A 15,872-nucleotide genomic window follows, 5' to 3' on the forward strand; every position below is an offset into this window, starting at 1 on the left:
AAAGCAAAGGGCTGCAAAGCAGCTCCCGGTAGCTCAGGCCTTGCCGCTGGCCAATTGTGCTGGCCCAAAGTGGCAGGTGAAGGTACTGCCGTGCCCCGGTACGCTGCTGATTTCCAGCTTGCCGCGGTGGCGCATCAGCACATGCTTGACGATCGCCAGCCCCAGCCCGGTGCCGCCGGTATTCGACGCGCGGCTGGAGTCGACCCGGTAGAAACGCTCGGTCAGCCGTGGCAGGTGCTTGGCATCGATGCCGACTCCGGAATCCTGCACCGACAGGTGCGCGCCGTGTTCGTCGCCCCACCAGCGGATGCGGATATTACCCTCATCCTGGGTGTACTTGACCGCGTTGAACACCAGATTGGAAAAGGCGCTGCGCAATTCGGACTCGCTGCCTTTCAGGAACAGACCCGGCGCGGCTTCCAGGGTGATGCGCTGATTGCGCGGCCCGGACAGGGCCTGGGCATCCTGCTTGATCGCGGTGAGCAAGGCATCGACCGCCACGGGCTGGTTGTCCGACGGGTAGTCGGTGGCTTCCAGCTTGGCCAGCAGCAACAGGTCGTTGAGCAGGGTCTGCATGCGCGAGCCCTGCTGGGTCATCTGCTGCAGCGCCCGGGTCCAGCGTGGGTTCACGTCTTCGACGTTGTCCAGCAGGGTCTCCAGGTATCCGGTGATCACTGTCAGCGGTGTGCGCAGCTCGTGGGAGACGTTGGCGACGAAGTCTTTGCGCATCTGCTCGAGCTGGTGGATGCGGGTGACATCGCGCACCAGCATCAGGTGCTCGTTGTTGCCATAGCGGGTGAGATGCAATTGCACGCGCAGGCGGTCATTGATCGGTGAGGGAATCTCCAGCGGTTCGGCGTAGTTTTCCGACTCGAAGTATTCCTTGAAGCGTGGGTGGCGCACCAGGTTGGTCACCGGCTGGCCGCCGTCCTGCGGGGTCTTGAAGCCCAGCAGCGTTTCGGCGGCGCGGTTCCACCACTCCAGGTTGCCGTCGCTGTCGAGCATGATCACCGCGTCGCGCAGTGCTGCAGTGGACTCCTGCACCCGGTCGATCACCGCTTGCAGGCGCCCGCGCACGCGCTGGTCGCGACGTTGCAGGTGGTAGATGCTGTCGAACACCTCACCCCACAGGCCGTAGCCATCGGGCGGTGCTTCATCGGGTTGGTGGTTGCGCAGCCAGTCGTGCAGGCGCAGCAGCTGCTTGAGCGTCCAACCCAGGTAGAGCGCCAGGCCGATGGCCAGGCTCCAACCGTAAAAGCCGCTGACCAGGCCGCCGATCAGGCAGAGGGTGATCAGCAGCAACAGGTGGCGAATGAGGGTCGCGTGCCAGTTCTGGTTCAATTGACGGTCCTTGTACAACGACTTGCAGCTTGGCGCTTGTCAGCTCGATCAGCTCTTGGTCGAGAAGCGGTAGCCAGTGCCCCGGACGGTTTGTACCAGATTTTCATAAGCTTCACCCAGCGCCTTGCGCAGGCGCCGGATGTGCACGTCGACGGTGCGCTCTTCGACATACACGTTGCCACCCCACACCTGGTCGAGCAGCTGGCCGCGGGTGTAGGCGCGTTCCTGGTGAGTCATGAAGAACTGCAGCAGGCGGTATTCGGTGGGGCCCATCTCGGCCGGCTTACCGTCGATGGTCACGCGGTGGCTGATCGGGTCGAGCAGCAGGCCGCCGACTTCGATCGGCGCTTCGCTGTCGCTCGGGCCGGTGCGACGCAGCACGGCCTTCAGCCGAGCTACCAGTTCGCGCGGCGAGAACGGCTTGGTGATGTAGTCGTCGGCGCCGACTTCCAGGCCCTGGATCTTGTTGTCCTCTTCGCCTTTGGCAGTGAGCATGATGATCGGGATGTCGCCGGTCAGCTCGTCGCGCTTGAGTCGGCGTGCCAGCTCGATGCCGGAAGTGCCGGGCAGCATCCAGTCGAGCAGGATCAGGTCCGGTTTGCGGTCGACGATGATCGCGTGGGCTTGCTGGGAGTTCTCGGCTTCCAGGCAGTCATAGCCGGCCATTTCCAAGGCAACGGCGATCATCTCGCGAATGGGTGCCTCGTCGTCGACGATCAGAATGTTTCTGCCAACCATGCTCAAAACCTCTCCCGGGAATCGTGTCTTGGCCCGCATTAGATAACGGAATTATTGCAGCTTCGTGACAGGGTGTTGGCCGTTCTGGCGACATTCCGTGACTGGGCTAGGCTTCACAGGGCCGCCGCGGCGGCAAAAATCACGCATTCCACGCCCGAATTTATGGTGAATCCAATGACACGACACACGCTGAGCTGGATGGCCCTTTTCGCTGCACTGGCGCTGCCGGGGGTGGCGTCCGCCCACCATGCCATGGAGAAGGACGGCATGTGGGTCGATCACAACGGCATGACGCTGTACACGTTTGACAAGGACTCCGGCGGCAAGTCGATGTGCAATGGTGACTGTGCGAAAAACTGGCCGCCGTTGATGGTGAAAGCGGGTGACGAAGCACCCAAGGACAAATGGACTACGGTGATGCGTGATGATGGCCAAAAACAGTGGGCCTATGACGGCAAGCCGCTGTATACCTTCATCAAGGACAAGAAGGCCGGGGACATGACAGGTGACGGCATGAAAGACGTCTGGCACGTCGCCAAGCCGTAAAGCCCGACACCAGACCTTGTGGGAGCGGGTTTACCCGCGAATGCGTCGGTGCAGCCACTACAGCATTCGCGGGTGAACCCGTTCCCACAGGGGGCTGTGAGGCTCAGCGCAATGCATAGTCCAGCACCACTGCGATGAAGATGATCAGCCCCGCCCAGTGATTGTGCAGGAACGCCTTGAAGCACGACTCGCGGTCCAGCTTGCGCGTCGACCAGTATTCCCAGGCAAAACACGCCGCCGCACCCAGCAGCCCCAGATGGAACCAGCCACCCAGCTCGAACTGGCTGCCCGCCAGCAGCAGGCAGCCTAACGACAACAGCTGCAAGGTCAGGATGATCGCCCGGTCCGCCTCGCCAAACAGGATCGCGGTCGATTTCACCCCGATCTTCAGGTCGTCATCGCGGTCGACCATGGCGTAGTAGGTGTCGTAACCCACGGTCCATAGCAGGTTGGCGATGTACAGCAGCCAGGCACTGGCCGGCAATTCGCCACCGGCGGCGGTGAAGGCCATGGGGATGCCCCAGGAGTACGCCGCACCCAATACCACCTGCGGATAATAGGTGTAGCGCTTCATGAACGGGTAGCAGGACGCCAGCGCCACCGCGCCGAACGACAACCACACGGTCCGGCTGTTGGTGCACAGCACCAGCAGGAAGCTGACACCCACCAGGATGGCGAACAACGCCAGCGCCTCGCGCGACTTGACCCGGCCACTGGCAAGCGGGCGGTCGGCGGTGCGTTTGACGTGGCCATCGACCTTGCGGTCGGCGAAGTCGTTGATGCAGCAGCCGGCGGCGCGCATCAGTACCACGCCCAGGCCGAAGATCAGCACGTTGGCCAGGGTCGGCGAGCCTTGCCCGGCGATCCATACCGCTGTCAGGGTCGGCCAGAGCAGCAGATAGATGCCGATCGGCCGGTCCATGCGGCTGAGCTGGACGAAGTCCCAGGCCCGTGGGTGCAGACGGTTGAGCGACTTCAGCAGTTGCAGGTACATCAGCGGTTTTCCTCCTTGGCCGCTTGCCACAATGTCGGCAGGAAAACTTCGGCCACCAGCAGGTCGAGGCCGTCACGGGCAAAGCGCGAGCGGCGCCCCCACAGGCCGGCTTGAGCGGCATCGGCTGGCAACCAGCCTTGCGGATAACGGCACACCTCGATCGGGTGGCGGATGAACGCCTGGTCGCAGAACAGCAACTCGCCCAGCGAGCGGCTGCCCAGGGTTTCCAGGTCCAGGCCGCCCCGTTCCAGGGCGCTGCGGCTGGCCACGCTGCGGGCGAACACCCAAGGTTCGCCATGCCCGCGCAGGAACACCTCGCGCACCCAGCCTTCGGCGCCCGGGGCGATGTTCAGGGCCAGGCACTCGTCTTCGCGTAGCGGTTGCCAGCCTTCGAACAGGGGGGTGACACTGAAATGGTCCCGGGACAGCTGGGTGAGGCGGCGAGTCAGGGAGCCTTCGTCGAACAGCCAGTTCAGGGTTGGCTGGTCGAGGTCGGTTGCCAGCTGTGAATACGGCAGCCACGCGACAGCGGCTGCTTGCGGGGATTCGTACGACACGTCGGTATGCTTGATTACAGCCAGAGAGGCGGCGAGCTTAGCATGATTGCCCCGACTGCTTGCATAATGGCGGCCTCTGTGGAGCGGGCTTGCCCGCGATAGGGCCATTGGCCCGTACAACAAAAGCCTGAGAAACACCGAGGAACAAGACCCGATGAAAAAGTGGCAGTGTATTGTCTGTGGCCTGATCTATGACGAAGCCGAAGGTTGGCCGGATGACGGCATCCCGCCCGGTACCCGCTGGGAAGACGTGCCGGCAGACTGGCTGTGCCCCGACTGCGGCGTGGGCAAGAGCGACTTCGAAATGATCTCCATCGGCTGATAGAAGGAAAGCAGCGCATGACCTCCCCCGTGGTAATCATCGGTACCGGCCTGGCCGGCTACAACCTGGCCCGTGAATTTCGCAAGCTCGATGCCGACACACCGCTGCTGCTGATTACCGCCGACGACGGTCGCTCCTATTCCAAGCCCATGCTGTCTACCGGCTTTGCCAAACACAAGGACGCAGACGGCCTGTGCATGGCAGAACCCGGCGCCATGGCCAATCAGCTCAAGGCCGAGGTCCGCACCCATACCCGTATCAGCGGCATCGACCCGGGCCACAAGCGCTTGTGGATCGGCGAAGAGGCGATCGAGTATCGCGACCTGGTGCTGGCCTGGGGAGCGCAGACCGTGCAGGTGCCGATCGAAGGTGATGGCGCCGAGTGGGTGTTCCCGATCAACGACCTCGAGGACTATGCGCGCTTCCGTGCCGCTGCCGCAGGCAAGCAGCACGTACTGATTCTGGGTGCCGGCCTGATCGGTTGCGAGTTTGCCAACGACATGAGCCTGGGGGGCTTCCAGGTCGACGTGGTGGCGCCTTGCGAGCAGGTCATGCCGACCCTGTTGCATCCGGCGGCTGCCGCTGCCGTGCAGGCCGGCCTGCAAGGCCTGGGTGTGCGCTTTCACCTGGGCCCGGTGCTGACGCGCCTGCAACAGGCGGGTGAAGGACTTGAGGCTCACTTGTCCGATGGGCAAGTGATCGCCTGCGACCTGGTGGTATCAGCCATCGGCCTGCGCCCACGTACCGACCTTGCTGCCGCCGCCGGGCTGCAGACCAACCGTGGTGTCGTGGTGGACCGCCAGCTGCGCACCTCGCACAGTAACATCTTCGCCCTCGGCGACTGCGCCGAAGTCGACGGCATCAACCTGCTCTATGTGATGCCGTTGATGGCCTGCGCCCGCGCGCTTGCGCAGACCCTGGCCGGCAACCCGACCCCGGTCAGCTACGGGCCAATGCCGATCACCGTGAAGACCCCGGCCTGCCCACTGGTGGTGTCGCCCCCGCCAGCAGGCAGCGAAGGCAACTGGCAGGTCGAAGGGCAGGGCAGCGACCTGAAAGTGCTCTGCTACGCCACCGGCGGCCAGTTGCTCGGCTATGCCCTGACCGGCAGTGCGGTTATGGAAAAACTGGCGCTGAATCGGCAGTTACCCGCCCTGATGGCGTGAATAGCGGGCGTTCTGTCGGATTTATCCTGTTGTTGCAAGCACAATGGCCGCGCAGATACTGGCGCGGCCTCGGTGGGCGTGCCATTCTCAGTTCCGTCTGCCGCAGATTAGAGCCTGCGGTGCCTTGAACGCTGCTTCAATGGCAGCACGGCAATAACAACAAGAAATCCCGTCAAAGAGGCTTCTCTATGCGTAAACCAGAACTCGCCGCTGTCATCGCCGAAAAGGCCGATCTGACCAAGGAAAAGGCCAACCAGGTGTTGAATGCCATTCTCGACAGCATCACCGGTGCCCTGGACAAGGACACGGTCACCCTGGTCGGTTTCGGTACCTTTGAAAAACGTCATCGTGGTGCCCGTACTGGCAAGAACCCGCAGACCGGTGAGCCGGTGAAGATCAAGGCCAGCAACACCGTTGCCTTCAAGCCAGGCAAGAACCTGCGCGACAGCGTCAACACGCCCGCCAAACCAGCCAAGAAAAAGTGATCGACTGCTGACCTCCAGTGTCATCAAACGGGCGCCCCAGGGCGCCCGTTGTGCATTTTGGGGGTATGTGTTGCGAACTTGCGTAATTTGTTCAGGAAAAGGATAAACTGCGCGCTTCAGTCATTTTGTATTCGAGGCGCGTTGATGAAGTTTCGCTTTCTTCTCTGGGCCATGGGGCTGTTGATGGCCAGGGCCAGCCGTAATAACCCGGCGTTCCAGCAGCAACTCAAGGACAAGGACCTGGTGTTTCAGATGCAGACGCTGGACGGCAAGGTGGCACGGCACTTCATCGTCAGCGGCGAGCGTATCAGCAGCAAGGGTGGCCGCCATCCCCAGCCGGCTTTCGCCATTGCCTTCAAGGACGCAGCCTACGGCTTTGCGACGATGCAGGCGGGCAACAAGCAGCTGGCGTTCATGCAGGGCATTCAGGACAAGAACATCCAGATCAAGGGCAACCCGGCGCTGGTGATGTGGTTTCAGGGGCTGATGAAGTACCTGAAACCGAAGAAGAAAGGCTGAAATTGCTGGGGGCGCTTCGCGCCCCAATCGCGACGCAAGGCCGCTCCCACAAGGTCCTGCGTACGCCGGTCAATGTGGGGCGTTGAACTGCGAGGCCAGTTCACGCAGCAGGGACTCTGCCTCGAGCACCTTGTTCACCGCGTCCTCGGCCTTGTCCCGGGTGATCCCCAAACGCTCCAGCAGCTCATCAGGGATTGCTTCCTGCGGCCCCGAGCCGATACCGCGCGAGCGCAGCAGGCGGGTCGCCAGGCACACCAGGTTGGGGTACGCCGAGTACTCGCCGTCATACGACGGGTCGTGCTGGAAGCGCAGTGCGGTCGACAGCTCTTCGGGCATGTCCCACAGCTTCATCAGCCAGGCGCCGATCTGTTCGCGGCTGATACCCAGGAGGTGCTGTTCCACGTAGGTGTGGCACAGGTGCGGGTTGACCTCCAGGTGGCGGCAGATCAGCGAGAAGTGCGGCGGGAATACATGCGCCAGCAACAGGTAGCCGAAGTTGTGCAGCAGCCCTGCCAGATAGGCCAGACCGCCCTCTGGGCGTTCGGCGCGCGGCATGGCGCGGCTCAGGCCTTCGATGATGGCAGCGGTATAGATCGACTGCTGCCAGTACGGTGTGGCTTGCTGTGGATGGTCTTTAGGCAAGCTCAAGGTCTTGCCCAGCGCCAGGCCCAGAGCCAGGTTGATCACCAGGTCGAAGCCCAGCACGCGGACGATGGCATCTTCCACCGAGCGGATCTTGCCAGGTGAGGCGTAGTAGGGCGAAGCGGCCCAGCTGACCACCTGGGCGGCCAGGGCCGGGTCGGTTTCTACTACGCCAGTGATATCGTCGATGCTGGCGTTGGGGTCGACCCGCAGCTTGATGATTTTCTGCGCCGTGTCGGCCAGTGGCGGGATCTCGATGGTTTCTTCCAGACGCTTCTGGATGCGCCGGGCCGTGAAGGCCTGGACCGCCAGTGTGATTTCCTTGGGGTCGTCATCCGGACGATCGAGGTTGGGGCGGATGTCGCGCACGGGCTGGCCGAAACTGCCAGCGCTGGCCTTGGCGAGCATGCGCTTGAAATCATCACGGTGAACCTTGAGCAGCAAGCCGGCTTCGCCAGACTGGATGTGCAGGTGTTCGGCCTCAAGCAACTTGCCTTCATACAGGCAGGGCGAGCTGGTGAGGGCCGGAATGGCCGGCAACGCTTTGAGCTGGTGCTTGTCGAGCATCTGCTTGAGGCGTGGCAACGGCACGGCCTTGAGCTTGCGGCCGGTCAGCTCTTCGAGACGGTTGAGGTCCAGCAGCTTGCTCTGCGGGAACAGCACCAGCAGAGCGCCGATCTCGTCATCGAGCAGGACCGCCTGTACTCGGGACGCGGCTGGCAGCTCTGGGTGTTCCGCCACTTCTTCAAAGGCGACGTGAAGTTTTTCGAGCAACAGCCGGATGACAGACGGTGCGTGTGGGGTTGCGGTGTCCAGGGCAACTTCAGTCATGGTCTGTATCCACAGGTTCTTGTAAACGCGAAGTATAACCAGCCTGTTGGCAAAGCTGGATCCATTCTGGGACAGGCGTCACACCTGTCCATATTGCTGGCCATGCCGCAGCCAGCGGTCGAGTAGCGGGCTGACATGATCCGGCCAGCGCGCCAGCAACGCCTGGGCAGCATCACGCACCGCAGGCAGCAGGTCGGCGTCACGCATCAGGTCGGCGACCTTGAACTGCAGCAGACCGGTCTGGCGGGTGCCGAGCATTTCGCCGGGGCCGCGCAGTTCGAGGTCTTTCTCGGCAATGATGAAGCCATCGTTGGTTTCCCGCATGATCCCCAGGCGCTCGCGGCCGATCTGCGACAGCGGCGGGTGATACAGCAAGACGCAGTGGCTCACCGCGCTGCCCCGGCCAACCCGGCCACGCAGCTGGTGCAATTGTGCCAGGCCCAGGCGCTCAGGGTTCTCGATGATCATCAAGCTGGCGTTGGGCACGTCCACGCCAACCTCGATCACCGTGGTGGCAACCAGCAGTTGCAGGTTGCCTTGCTTGAACTCGGCCATGACCTCGGCCTTTTCTGCAGGCTTCATGCGCCCGTGGATCAGGCCCACGCGCAATTCGCCGAGTGCGCTGCCAAGTTCTTCGAAGGTGCTCTCGGCCGCCTGGCAGGTCAGCTCTTCGGATTCTTCGATCAGTGTGCACACCCAGTAGGCCTGGCGCCCTTCGGCACAGGCAGCACGAACCCGCTCGACCACTTCGAAGCGGCGGCTGTCGGCGACCAGCACGGTATTCACCGGCGTGCGGCCGGGTGGCAGCTCATCGAGCACCGAAGTGTCGAGGTCGGCATAGGCGCTCATGGCCAGGGTGCGCGGGATTGGTGTGGCGGTCATGATCAGCTGGTGCGGGCACAGCTCGCCGGCCACGCCTTTCTTGCGCAGGGCCAGGCGCTGCTGCACGCCAAAGCGGTGCTGTTCGTCGATGATCGCCAGAGCCAGGTGTTTGAAGCGGACTTCTTCCTGGAACAGCGCGTGGGTACCGACCACCATCGGCGCGCCGCCGGCGATCTGTTCCAGGGCGCTGGCGCGGGCCTTGCCCTTTAGCTTGCCGGCCAGCCAGGCGACTTCGATGCCCAGCGGCTCCAGCCAGCGCTTGAACGTGATGAAGTGCTGTTCGGCAAGGATCTCGGTAGGTGCCATCAACGCCACCTGGTAGCCGGCCTCCAGGCCCTGCAGTGCGGCAAGGGCGGCGACCACGGTCTTGCCGGCGCCGACATCGCCCTGCACCAGGCGCATCATGGGCTCATGCTGGCTGAGGTCGTAGGCGATTTCATTGGCCACCCGCTGCTGCGCCCCAGTCGGTTTGAAGCCCAGGTTGGCCAGGTATTGCGCCTGCAGGCGCTTGGCCTTGGGCAGTACCGGCGCCCGCAGGCTGCGCAGGCTTTCGCGCAGGCGTTGCTGCGACAGCTGGTGGGTCAGCAGTTCTTCGAAGGCCAGCCGGTGCTGGGCCCAGTGCTGGCCTTCGGCGAGCTCGTCGAGGTCAGCGTCAGAGGGCGGGTTGTGCAGGTAGCGGATGGCATCGTCCAGCGGCGCCAGATGGTAGTCGCGGGCCAGTTCGTCGGGCAGCCAGTCGGGCAGGCTGCGCGGGCCGAGCATGCCCAGGCTTTGCTGGCAGAGCAGGCGCAGGCGCTGTTGGGTGAGGCCTTCGGTGGATGGGTAGATCGGCGTCAGGGTCTGTTCGACCGGTGGCGCCGGCTCGTCGCCATTCAGCGCACGGTATTCCGGGTGGTAGATCTCCAGCCCGGAGGCGCCAGGGCGGGCCTCGCCGTAGCAGCGCAGGTGGGTGCCACGCTTGAGGCCTTCCTTCTGCGCATTGCTGAAATGATAGAAGCGCAAGCTCAGCACGCCGGTGCCGTCGCCCAGGCGCACCACCAGGCTGCGGCGCTTGCCCATGGTTACGTCGGCGCCGCTGACCACACCCTCGATCACTGCGTCCTGGCCAGGGCGCAACTGGCCGATCGGCACCACGCGGGTGCGGTCCTGGTAGCGCAGGGGCAGGTGGAACAGCACGTCCTGGAGGTTCTCCAGGCCGACCTTGGCGAGCTTTTCCGCCATGGCATCACCTACGCCCTTGAGCGCCGTGACCGAGACCTTCGACAGCTCAGTCATGGATCAGGCCGGTTGTTCCACGGGCGGCTTGGCTACCGAGCAGAGTCGGATCGAGTCGGCAAGGATCTCGATGGCCTTCGGCCGCGGGAAGCTGGCGCGCCAGGCAATGGCCACGGTGCGGAACGGAGCTGGCGGGGTAAGCGGACGCACTTCGATGACCCCCGGGGCATAGTGATGGCTGTGCACCGCTGACAGCGGCAGGATCGACACACCCAGCCCGGAAGCGACCATGTGGCGGATGGTTTCCAGCGAGCTGGATTCGACCGTGGTGTGCTTGGCGCCTTCGCCACCCTTGTTCAGCGTCGGGCAGGCTTCCAGCACCTGGTCGCGGAAGCAGTGGCCCTCGCCGAGCAGCAGCAGGCTCTTGTCGTTGAGCATGGCGGTGTCGATGGTCTTCTTGGCCGTCCACGGGTGGTCGGCCGGCATCAACGCACAGAAGGGCTCGTCGTACAGCGGCAGGGTCAGCACATCGGCTTCGTTGAACGGCAGGGCGATGATCACCGCGTCCAGTTCGCCATTGCGCAGCTTCTCGCGCAGCACATGGGTGAAATTCTCCTCGATGTACAGCGGCATCTGCGGGGCAACCCGGTGCAGCTGCGGAATGAGGTGCGGGAACAGGTAGGGGCCGACGGTATAAATGGCGCCGACCTTGAGCGGGGCAGTCAGCTGGTTCTTGCCGGCCTGGGCCAGCTCGCGAATGCCCTGGGCCTGCTCCAGTACCTTCTGCGCCTGGGCAACGATGCTTTCGCCGACAGGAGTCAGGCGCACCGCGCTCTTGCTGCGCTCGAAGATCAGCACGCCAAGCTCGTCCTCAAGCTTCTTCACGCCGACCGACAGGGTCGGCTGGCTGACGTGACAACGCTCGGCAGCGTGGCCGAAGTGCTGTTCCTGGGCGAGCGTGACGATGTAGCGTAATTCTGTGAGGGTCATAACGTGCGTCCATGAAGTTGCGGGCCCAGCATAGCGGCTGCAATCGATAGACGCACGTTATCAGACTTGCCGATTTGTGACAGAAACAAAAGTATCAGCGACGGTCCAGCGAGTAGACGAACGGTGCCACTACTTCGATCGTGCCATTGGTCAGCAACTCCGCTGGCGGCTTGGGTACCGTACCGGCGCGGCGGATCATTTCCATGGTTGCCCGGTCCAGGGCCGCGCTGCCGGAGCCGCCTGCCATGGAATAGGACACCACCTTGCCTTCGGCGTCGACCACGAAGCGCAAGCGGTTGATACCTTGCAGCCCACGACGGCGAGCGTCCTCCGGATAGCGCTTGTACTTCGCCAGGTGGCGCAGCAGGTCGCTCTGCCAGGTTGGCAGCGCCTTGCTGTTGGAAGCGATGCTCGGCGCCGGCGCCGCCGACTTTTGCGGTGGCGTGTTGCTTGGCGGCGTGTCGACCACTTCTTCCTTGGCCGGTGGCTCGTCCTTCGGCGGCTCGGGCTTCTTCTCAGGCTTCGGTGGCTGAGGTTTGGGCTTGGGCTTGGGCGGCTTGGCGATGGCGATCTTCGGTTTCGGCGCCTCGACCAGTTTCGGCATCGGCGGTTCTTCGACCGGTGCCGGTGGCTGTGGGGCGGCTTTCGGTGGTGGCGGCGGCGCGGGCTCGGGCAGCGGTGCCAGTTCGACCATCATGGCTGCCGGGGGCAGCTCGATGGCCTGGGGCACCGACCAGTTGAGCGTCAGCAGCACGGCGACCACGTGCACGCCCAGCACGATCGCCAGGCTGCCACCGTAGCGCGCCACGTTTGAGCGCGGTTTCGTCATTTCTTGGCTGCCGTCTCGAGACCTACCAGACCGACCTTGAGGTAGCCGGCCGCGCGCATGTTGTTCATCACTTCCATCAAATCACCGTAATCCACGCCCTTGTCGGCCTGGAAGAAGATGGTGGTTTCCTTGTCGCCCTTGGTCTTGGCATCGAGCATCGGGCCAAGCTGGTCGGGGGCTGCTACCTGATCGTCGCCGACATACAGCTTCTGGTCGGCCTTGACGCTGACGAACACCGGTTTCTCGGGCCTCGGTGCCGGTTTGGCAGTCGAGGCCGGCAGGTCGACCTTGATGTCGACCGTGGCCAGCGGGGCTGCGACCATGAAGATGATCAGCAGTACCAGCATCACGTCGATGAACGGCGTGACGTTGATTTCGTGGTTCTCGGCGAGGTCATCGCCACCTTCGTTGAGATGCAGGCCCATGGTTTACCCCACTTTCACCATGTGCGGGGCGGCGCGGTCGCTGCCCTGGTGGTCCAGATCACGGCTGACCAGCAGCAGTACCTGGGCGGAGGCGTCGGACACCTGTGCCTTGTAGCCGGCGATGGAGCGGGCGAAGACGTTGTAGATGACCACGGCAGGAATGGCGGCGACCAGGCCCAGGGCGGTGGCCAGCAGGGCCTCGGCGATGCCTGGGGCAACCACGGCCAGGTTGGTGGTCTGGGTCTTGGCGATGCCGATGAAGCTGTTCATGATGCCCCATACGGTACCGAACAGACCTACGAACGGCGCGGTGGAGCCGATAGTGGCGAGCACACCGGTGCCGTTGCTCATGTTGCGGCCGCTGGCATGCACCAGGCGCTCCAGGCGGAAACTCACACGTTCCTTGATGCCTTCCTTCTCGCGGGCATTGGCCGACAGGCGCATTTCTTCAAGGGCATCGTGGACCAGGGTGTGGGCCAGGGTGCCTTCTTTATTGGAAACGTCGCTGGCTTCCTTGAGCGTCGAGGACTTTTTCAACAGGGCGATTTCGCTGCGCAGACGGCGCTTGGCGCCCATCAGCTCGAAGCCCTTGGCGATCCAGATGGTCCAGGTGATGATCGAGGCGATGGCCAGGCCGATCATTACGATTTTGACGACGATGTCGGCATTCTTGTACATGCCCCACGGGGACAGGTCGTGGGCCATGCCCAGCGAGGTGTCTTCAACCAGCTCCTGAACGGCCGGGTCGGCGGCGGCTGGCGCATCGGCCGGGGTGGCGGCCTGGCCTTCTACTGCTGCAGGAGTTACTGGTGCCTGGCCATCTACAGCCGGGGCCGGGGTGGCCGGGGCAGCTGCAGCTGCCGGGGTGGCGGCATTGGCTTCAGGCTCATCGGCCATGGCCATGGGGGCCAGCACCAGGCTGAACATCAGCGCGGCGATGGCGCGCCAGGCGCGCGACGGGGTTGGCGAAGCGGAAGGTTGAGTACGTGTCATGCTGGCCGGACCTGATGAAGAAAAAAGTGAGCGTTCTCCAAGGCCTCGAGATAGGCCGAGAACAGATAGGGGTGCCATTATTGCAAGTAATTCTTGTTAACAAAAGTAATGATCTTGGTTTTTTCACCCAAGGTCTAGCCGCCCATCGTGTAATCCGGCTAGCCTGATCCTTTGATTTAGGGAGTTTTATGATGTCGGACCTTTCTGCGATCATCGTGGGATGCGGTGATGTAGGCGGCCGTCTGGCTCGACAGCTGCTATCCAACGGCTGGCAAGTCAGTGGTTTGCGCCGCTCGACCGGGCAGCTGCCCGAGGGCGTCGCGCCCATTGCTGCAGACCTGTCCGACCCAGCCATTCCACAGGCATGGCCGCAGGGCGCGCCGGACTATCTGGTGTACTGCGTAGCCGCCAGCCAGCATGACGAGGCGGGCTATCAGGCCGCCTATGTCGAAGGTTTTCGCCATGTACTGGCGTGGCTGGCCGAGCGAAGCCAACGCCCGCGGCGGATGCTGTTCGTGTCCAGCAGCAGCGTGTTCGCGCAGAAGGAAGGCGAATGGATCGACGAAACGGCCGCCACCGAGCCTGAAGGCTATTCCGGGAAGGTAATGCTGGAGGCTGAAAATTTGGCGCTGACGAGTGGCATTCCGGCCAGTGTGATTCGTCTGACCGGCATCTACGGCCCCGGCCGCGAGTGGTTGCTGAGCCAGGTACGGCAAGGCTACCGGGTGGCCGAGGAGCCGCCGCTGTATGGCAACCGGATTCATGCCGAGGATGCTGCAAGCCTGATGGCCTTTCTTCTGCAGGCCGATGCCGGTGGCGTGGCGCTGGACGATTGCTACATCGGCGTCGATGACGACCCCGCGCCGCTGGCCGATGTGGTGGCGTGGCTGCGGGAGTACATGGGCGTTACCGAGTGGTCTGATGAACAGCGGGTGCGCCGTACCGGCAGCAAGCGTTGCAGCAATGCCCGGGTGCGGGCGTTGGGCTGGGCGCCGGAGTATCCCAGCTACAAGGAAGGCTATGCGGCGATTCTGGCGGGCAAGAACAGCTTCAGCTGACTGAGACGGTACTCATTGTAGGAGCGGCCTTGCGTCGCGAAAGGGGCGCGAAGCGGCCCCGGAATTTCAGCTTCGCTGCATAGATCGCCGGGGCTGCTTCGCAGCCCTTTCGCGACGCAAGGCCGCTCCCACAGGGTGCCGTGATTGGTTTGAGGGCGTGGTTCAGTCGCGCTCCAGCACCCACTGTTGAGTACCCGCAGCCAACTGCGGAACCTCATCCGGCTGGGCCGTGTTCACCGCCTGGAAGATCGCCAGCTTGTCGCCATCACGCTTGAAGATGAACGGCGCGCCGCGCTGGTTGCGCTCCAGCCACAGGCTGTCATTGTTGCCGCCCATGCTGGCGCAGTCACCGGCCAGGCACAGGGCGAAGCGGTCCGGGCCTGGCAGGCCGGTGATGTTGCCGGTATCGCTGAAGCGTACGGTGGCGCCTTTGCCCTGGCCTTCGATGATCTTCCAGTCGCCACCGAGGTAAGCCTGGTACAGCGCTTTCTCGAAGCTGCCGCCCAGTGGCGCATTGCCGGGTTGGCTGGTGCGCACGAAGGTCTGCTCCGCGCCGCTTTGATCGGTGGCTTTGAGTTCATCGCCATCGAGTTCGAGCTGTTCGGTCTGGCCGCCCTGGAAGCTGGCCTGCCATTGTTTTTCGTTGGTGCTCAGCTGGCCGTCGGCCGCTTCGAAGCCATTGCTGAAACTGGCCCGCTGGCTGGTGACATCGAGCTTCCACTCGAATACCGGACCGTGCTCGTTCAAGGCCTGGCGCAGGCTGCCACCTTTGCTGGCAGCCTTGATGGCGGCCTGGTTGATCCAGGTGCCGTTGAGATCTTCAGGTTTGTGGCTGGCGCAGCCGCTCAGAAGCAGGGCTGCCAGCGCGAGGGGCAGTGCTTGACGCATGACGGGATAACCTTGCAGAGGGAGGGTGACGGGCAGGGCGCCCGTCACCAGGGGCATCATTCGATGACCAGGATGGCGTCCATTTCGACCTGGGCGCCTTTGGGCAGCGCGGCAACGCCGATGGCAGCGCGGGCCGGGTAGGGCTGTTCGAAGTAGCGGCCCATCACCTCGTTGACCTTGGCGAAGTGGCTCAGGTCGGTGAGGAAGATGTTCAGCTTGACGATGTCCTTGAACGAGCCGCCAGCGGCTTCAGCCACGGCCTTGAGGTTCTCGAACACCTGCACGGTCTGGGCTTCGAAGCCTTCGACCAGCTCCATGGTCTTCGGGTCCAGCGGGATCTGGCCCGACATGTATACGGTGTTGCCGGCCTTGATCGCCTGCGAGTAGGTGCCGATAGCGGCAGGGGCCTTGTCGCTGTTGATTACGGTCTTGCTCATGATGACTCCTTGCG

At 63.4% G+C, this 15,872-nt stretch carries 18 protein-coding genes; 6 read left to right on the forward strand and 12 right to left on the reverse strand.

Annotated elements, in window-relative coordinates; all coding sequences use genetic code 11:
* Positions 1–33: 33 nt before the first annotated feature.
* Together phoR and phoB are read right to left on the reverse strand one after the other, a co-directional pair.
* The gene (phoR, locus tag ACIPW4_RS00970; protein ID WP_400654069.1) at positions 34–1,341 is read right to left on the reverse strand and encodes a phosphate regulon sensor histidine kinase PhoR; all 1,308 of its coding nucleotides are present in this window, start codon (positions 1,339–1,341) and stop codon (positions 34–36) included.
* A 48-nt stretch (positions 1,342–1,389) separates the two neighbouring features.
* Positions 1,390–2,079, reverse strand: a complete 690-nt coding sequence (phoB, locus tag ACIPW4_RS00975) for a phosphate regulon transcriptional regulator PhoB (RefSeq protein ID WP_003253341.1) — start codon at positions 2,077–2,079, stop codon at positions 1,390–1,392.
* A 174-nt stretch (positions 2,080–2,253) separates the two neighbouring features.
* On the opposite strand from phoB, the gene ACIPW4_RS00980 reads away from it, so the two are divergent.
* Positions 2,254–2,625 carry a hypothetical protein gene (locus tag ACIPW4_RS00980; protein ID WP_400654070.1) on the forward strand — a complete coding sequence of 124 codons (372 nt, stop codon included), beginning with the start codon at positions 2,254–2,256 and terminating at the stop codon, positions 2,623–2,625.
* 103 nt (positions 2,626–2,728) lie between these two features.
* On the opposite strand, the gene ubiA is transcribed toward ACIPW4_RS00980, so the two are convergent.
* Together ubiA and ACIPW4_RS00990 are read right to left on the reverse strand one after the other, a co-directional pair.
* Entirely contained in the window at positions 2,729–3,619 is an 891-nt protein-coding gene (ubiA, locus tag ACIPW4_RS00985) for a 4-hydroxybenzoate octaprenyltransferase (protein WP_400654071.1), read from the reverse strand.
* Complete coding sequence (locus tag ACIPW4_RS00990; RefSeq protein ID WP_400654073.1) at positions 3,619–4,176, reverse strand: chorismate--pyruvate lyase family protein; 558 nt, start codon at positions 4,174–4,176, stop codon at positions 3,619–3,621. Before ACIPW4_RS00990 ends, ubiA begins: the two co-directional genes overlap by 1 nt.
* Before the next feature lie 154 nt (positions 4,177–4,330).
* Between ACIPW4_RS00990 and ACIPW4_RS00995 the strand changes: the two genes are divergently transcribed.
* The 4 genes from ACIPW4_RS00995 to ACIPW4_RS01010 all read left to right on the forward strand — a co-directional run bounded on the left by ACIPW4_RS00995 (position 4,331) and on the right by ACIPW4_RS01010 (position 6,668).
* Positions 4,331–4,498: a rubredoxin gene (locus tag ACIPW4_RS00995; RefSeq protein ID WP_027917042.1), complete on the forward strand. Its 168-nt coding sequence runs from the start codon at positions 4,331–4,333 to the stop codon at positions 4,496–4,498.
* A gap of 17 nt (positions 4,499–4,515) precedes the next feature.
* Positions 4,516–5,664: an NAD(P)/FAD-dependent oxidoreductase gene (locus ACIPW4_RS01000; protein WP_400654074.1), complete on the forward strand. Its 1,149-nt coding sequence runs from the start codon at positions 4,516–4,518 to the stop codon at positions 5,662–5,664.
* Positions 5,665–5,852: 188 nt separating this feature from the next.
* On the forward strand, positions 5,853–6,149 hold the full coding sequence (locus ACIPW4_RS01005) for an HU family DNA-binding protein (RefSeq protein ID WP_400654076.1): 297 nt from the start codon (positions 5,853–5,855) through the stop codon (positions 6,147–6,149).
* A gap of 144 nt (positions 6,150–6,293) precedes the next feature.
* Positions 6,294–6,668, forward strand: a complete 375-nt coding sequence (locus tag ACIPW4_RS01010; RefSeq protein ID WP_400654078.1) for a helicase — start codon at positions 6,294–6,296, stop codon at positions 6,666–6,668.
* A 69-nt stretch (positions 6,669–6,737) separates the two neighbouring features.
* On the opposite strand, the gene ACIPW4_RS01015 is transcribed toward ACIPW4_RS01010, so the two are convergent.
* The 6 genes from ACIPW4_RS01015 to exbB all read right to left on the reverse strand — a co-directional run bounded on the left by ACIPW4_RS01015 (position 6,738) and on the right by exbB (position 13,475).
* On the reverse strand, positions 6,738–8,141 hold the full coding sequence (locus ACIPW4_RS01015; protein ID WP_400654079.1) for an HDOD domain-containing protein: 1,404 nt from the start codon (positions 8,139–8,141) through the stop codon (positions 6,738–6,740).
* Between the two features lie 78 nt (positions 8,142–8,219).
* Positions 8,220–10,298, reverse strand: a complete 2,079-nt coding sequence (recG, locus tag ACIPW4_RS01020) for an ATP-dependent DNA helicase RecG (protein WP_400654081.1) — start codon at positions 10,296–10,298, stop codon at positions 8,220–8,222.
* Between the two features lie 3 nt (positions 10,299–10,301).
* Positions 10,302–11,228, reverse strand: a complete 927-nt coding sequence (locus ACIPW4_RS01025) for a LysR substrate-binding domain-containing protein (protein ID WP_400654083.1) — start codon at positions 11,226–11,228, stop codon at positions 10,302–10,304.
* Positions 11,229–11,322: 94 nt separating this feature from the next.
* Entirely contained in the window at positions 11,323–12,057 is a 735-nt protein-coding gene (locus tag ACIPW4_RS01030; RefSeq protein ID WP_400654085.1) for an energy transducer TonB, read from the reverse strand.
* Entirely contained in the window at positions 12,054–12,482 is a 429-nt protein-coding gene (gene exbD, locus ACIPW4_RS01035; RefSeq protein WP_003253367.1) for a TonB system transport protein ExbD, read from the reverse strand. Before exbD ends, ACIPW4_RS01030 begins: the two co-directional genes overlap by 4 nt.
* A gap of 3 nt (positions 12,483–12,485) precedes the next feature.
* On the reverse strand, positions 12,486–13,475 hold the full coding sequence (gene exbB / locus ACIPW4_RS01040; RefSeq protein WP_400654087.1) for a tonB-system energizer ExbB: 990 nt from the start codon (positions 13,473–13,475) through the stop codon (positions 12,486–12,488).
* 191 nt (positions 13,476–13,666) lie between these two features.
* Between exbB and ACIPW4_RS01045 the strand changes: the two genes are divergently transcribed.
* A complete protein-coding gene (locus ACIPW4_RS01045; RefSeq protein WP_400654088.1) occupies positions 13,667–14,533 on the forward strand; it encodes an SDR family oxidoreductase in 867 nt (288 codons plus the stop codon).
* Positions 14,534–14,695: 162 nt separating this feature from the next.
* Here ACIPW4_RS01045 and ACIPW4_RS01050 read toward each other — a convergent pair whose 3' ends face one another.
* Positions 14,696–15,421 carry a hypothetical protein gene (locus ACIPW4_RS01050; protein ID WP_400654090.1) on the reverse strand — a complete coding sequence of 242 codons (726 nt, stop codon included), beginning with the start codon at positions 15,419–15,421 and terminating at the stop codon, positions 14,696–14,698.
* Positions 15,422–15,477: 56 nt separating this feature from the next.
* Positions 15,478–15,858 carry a RidA family protein gene (locus ACIPW4_RS01055; protein ID WP_009684531.1) on the reverse strand — a complete coding sequence of 127 codons (381 nt, stop codon included), beginning with the start codon at positions 15,856–15,858 and terminating at the stop codon, positions 15,478–15,480.
* Positions 15,859–15,872 lie beyond the last annotated feature (14 nt).

Source organism: Pseudomonas sp. NPDC089996, from assembly GCF_044748405.1.
Lineage (GTDB): Bacteria > Pseudomonadota > Gammaproteobacteria > Pseudomonadales > Pseudomonadaceae > Aquipseudomonas.

What these genes read in the sequence shown, in the direction of transcription:
- phoB (WP_003253341.1), bottom strand. Translation starts at nt 2,079, where the DNA reads ATGGTTGGCAGAAACATTCTGATCGTCGACGACGAGGCACCCATTCGC.
- ACIPW4_RS00980 (WP_400654070.1), top strand. Translation starts at nt 2,254, where the DNA reads ATGACACGACACACGCTGAGCTGGATGGCCCTTTTCGCTGCACTGGCG.
- ubiA (WP_400654071.1), bottom strand. Translation starts at nt 3,619, where the DNA reads ATGTACCTGCAACTGCTGAAGTCGCTCAACCGTCTGCACCCACGGGCC.
- ACIPW4_RS00995 (WP_027917042.1), top strand. Translation starts at nt 4,331, where the DNA reads ATGAAAAAGTGGCAGTGTATTGTCTGTGGCCTGATCTATGACGAAGCC.
- ACIPW4_RS01000 (WP_400654074.1), top strand. Translation starts at nt 4,516, where the DNA reads ATGACCTCCCCCGTGGTAATCATCGGTACCGGCCTGGCCGGCTACAAC.
- ACIPW4_RS01005 (WP_400654076.1), top strand. Translation starts at nt 5,853, where the DNA reads ATGCGTAAACCAGAACTCGCCGCTGTCATCGCCGAAAAGGCCGATCTG.
- ACIPW4_RS01010 (WP_400654078.1), top strand. Translation starts at nt 6,294, where the DNA reads ATGAAGTTTCGCTTTCTTCTCTGGGCCATGGGGCTGTTGATGGCCAGG.
- ACIPW4_RS01015 (WP_400654079.1), bottom strand. Translation starts at nt 8,141, where the DNA reads ATGACTGAAGTTGCCCTGGACACCGCAACCCCACACGCACCGTCTGTC.
- recG (WP_400654081.1), bottom strand. Translation starts at nt 10,298, where the DNA reads ATGACTGAGCTGTCGAAGGTCTCGGTCACGGCGCTCAAGGGCGTAGGT.
- ACIPW4_RS01025 (WP_400654083.1), bottom strand. Translation starts at nt 11,228, where the DNA reads ATGACCCTCACAGAATTACGCTACATCGTCACGCTCGCCCAGGAACAG.
- ACIPW4_RS01030 (WP_400654085.1), bottom strand. Translation starts at nt 12,057, where the DNA reads ATGACGAAACCGCGCTCAAACGTGGCGCGCTACGGTGGCAGCCTGGCG.
- exbD (WP_003253367.1), bottom strand. Translation starts at nt 12,482, where the DNA reads ATGGGCCTGCATCTCAACGAAGGTGGCGATGACCTCGCCGAGAACCAC.
- exbB (WP_400654087.1), bottom strand. Translation starts at nt 13,475, where the DNA reads ATGACACGTACTCAACCTTCCGCTTCGCCAACCCCGTCGCGCGCCTGG.
- ACIPW4_RS01045 (WP_400654088.1), top strand. Translation starts at nt 13,667, where the DNA reads ATGTCGGACCTTTCTGCGATCATCGTGGGATGCGGTGATGTAGGCGGC.
- ACIPW4_RS01050 (WP_400654090.1), bottom strand. Translation starts at nt 15,421, where the DNA reads ATGCGTCAAGCACTGCCCCTCGCGCTGGCAGCCCTGCTTCTGAGCGGC.
- ACIPW4_RS01055 (WP_009684531.1), bottom strand. Translation starts at nt 15,858, where the DNA reads ATGAGCAAGACCGTAATCAACAGCGACAAGGCCCCTGCCGCTATCGGC.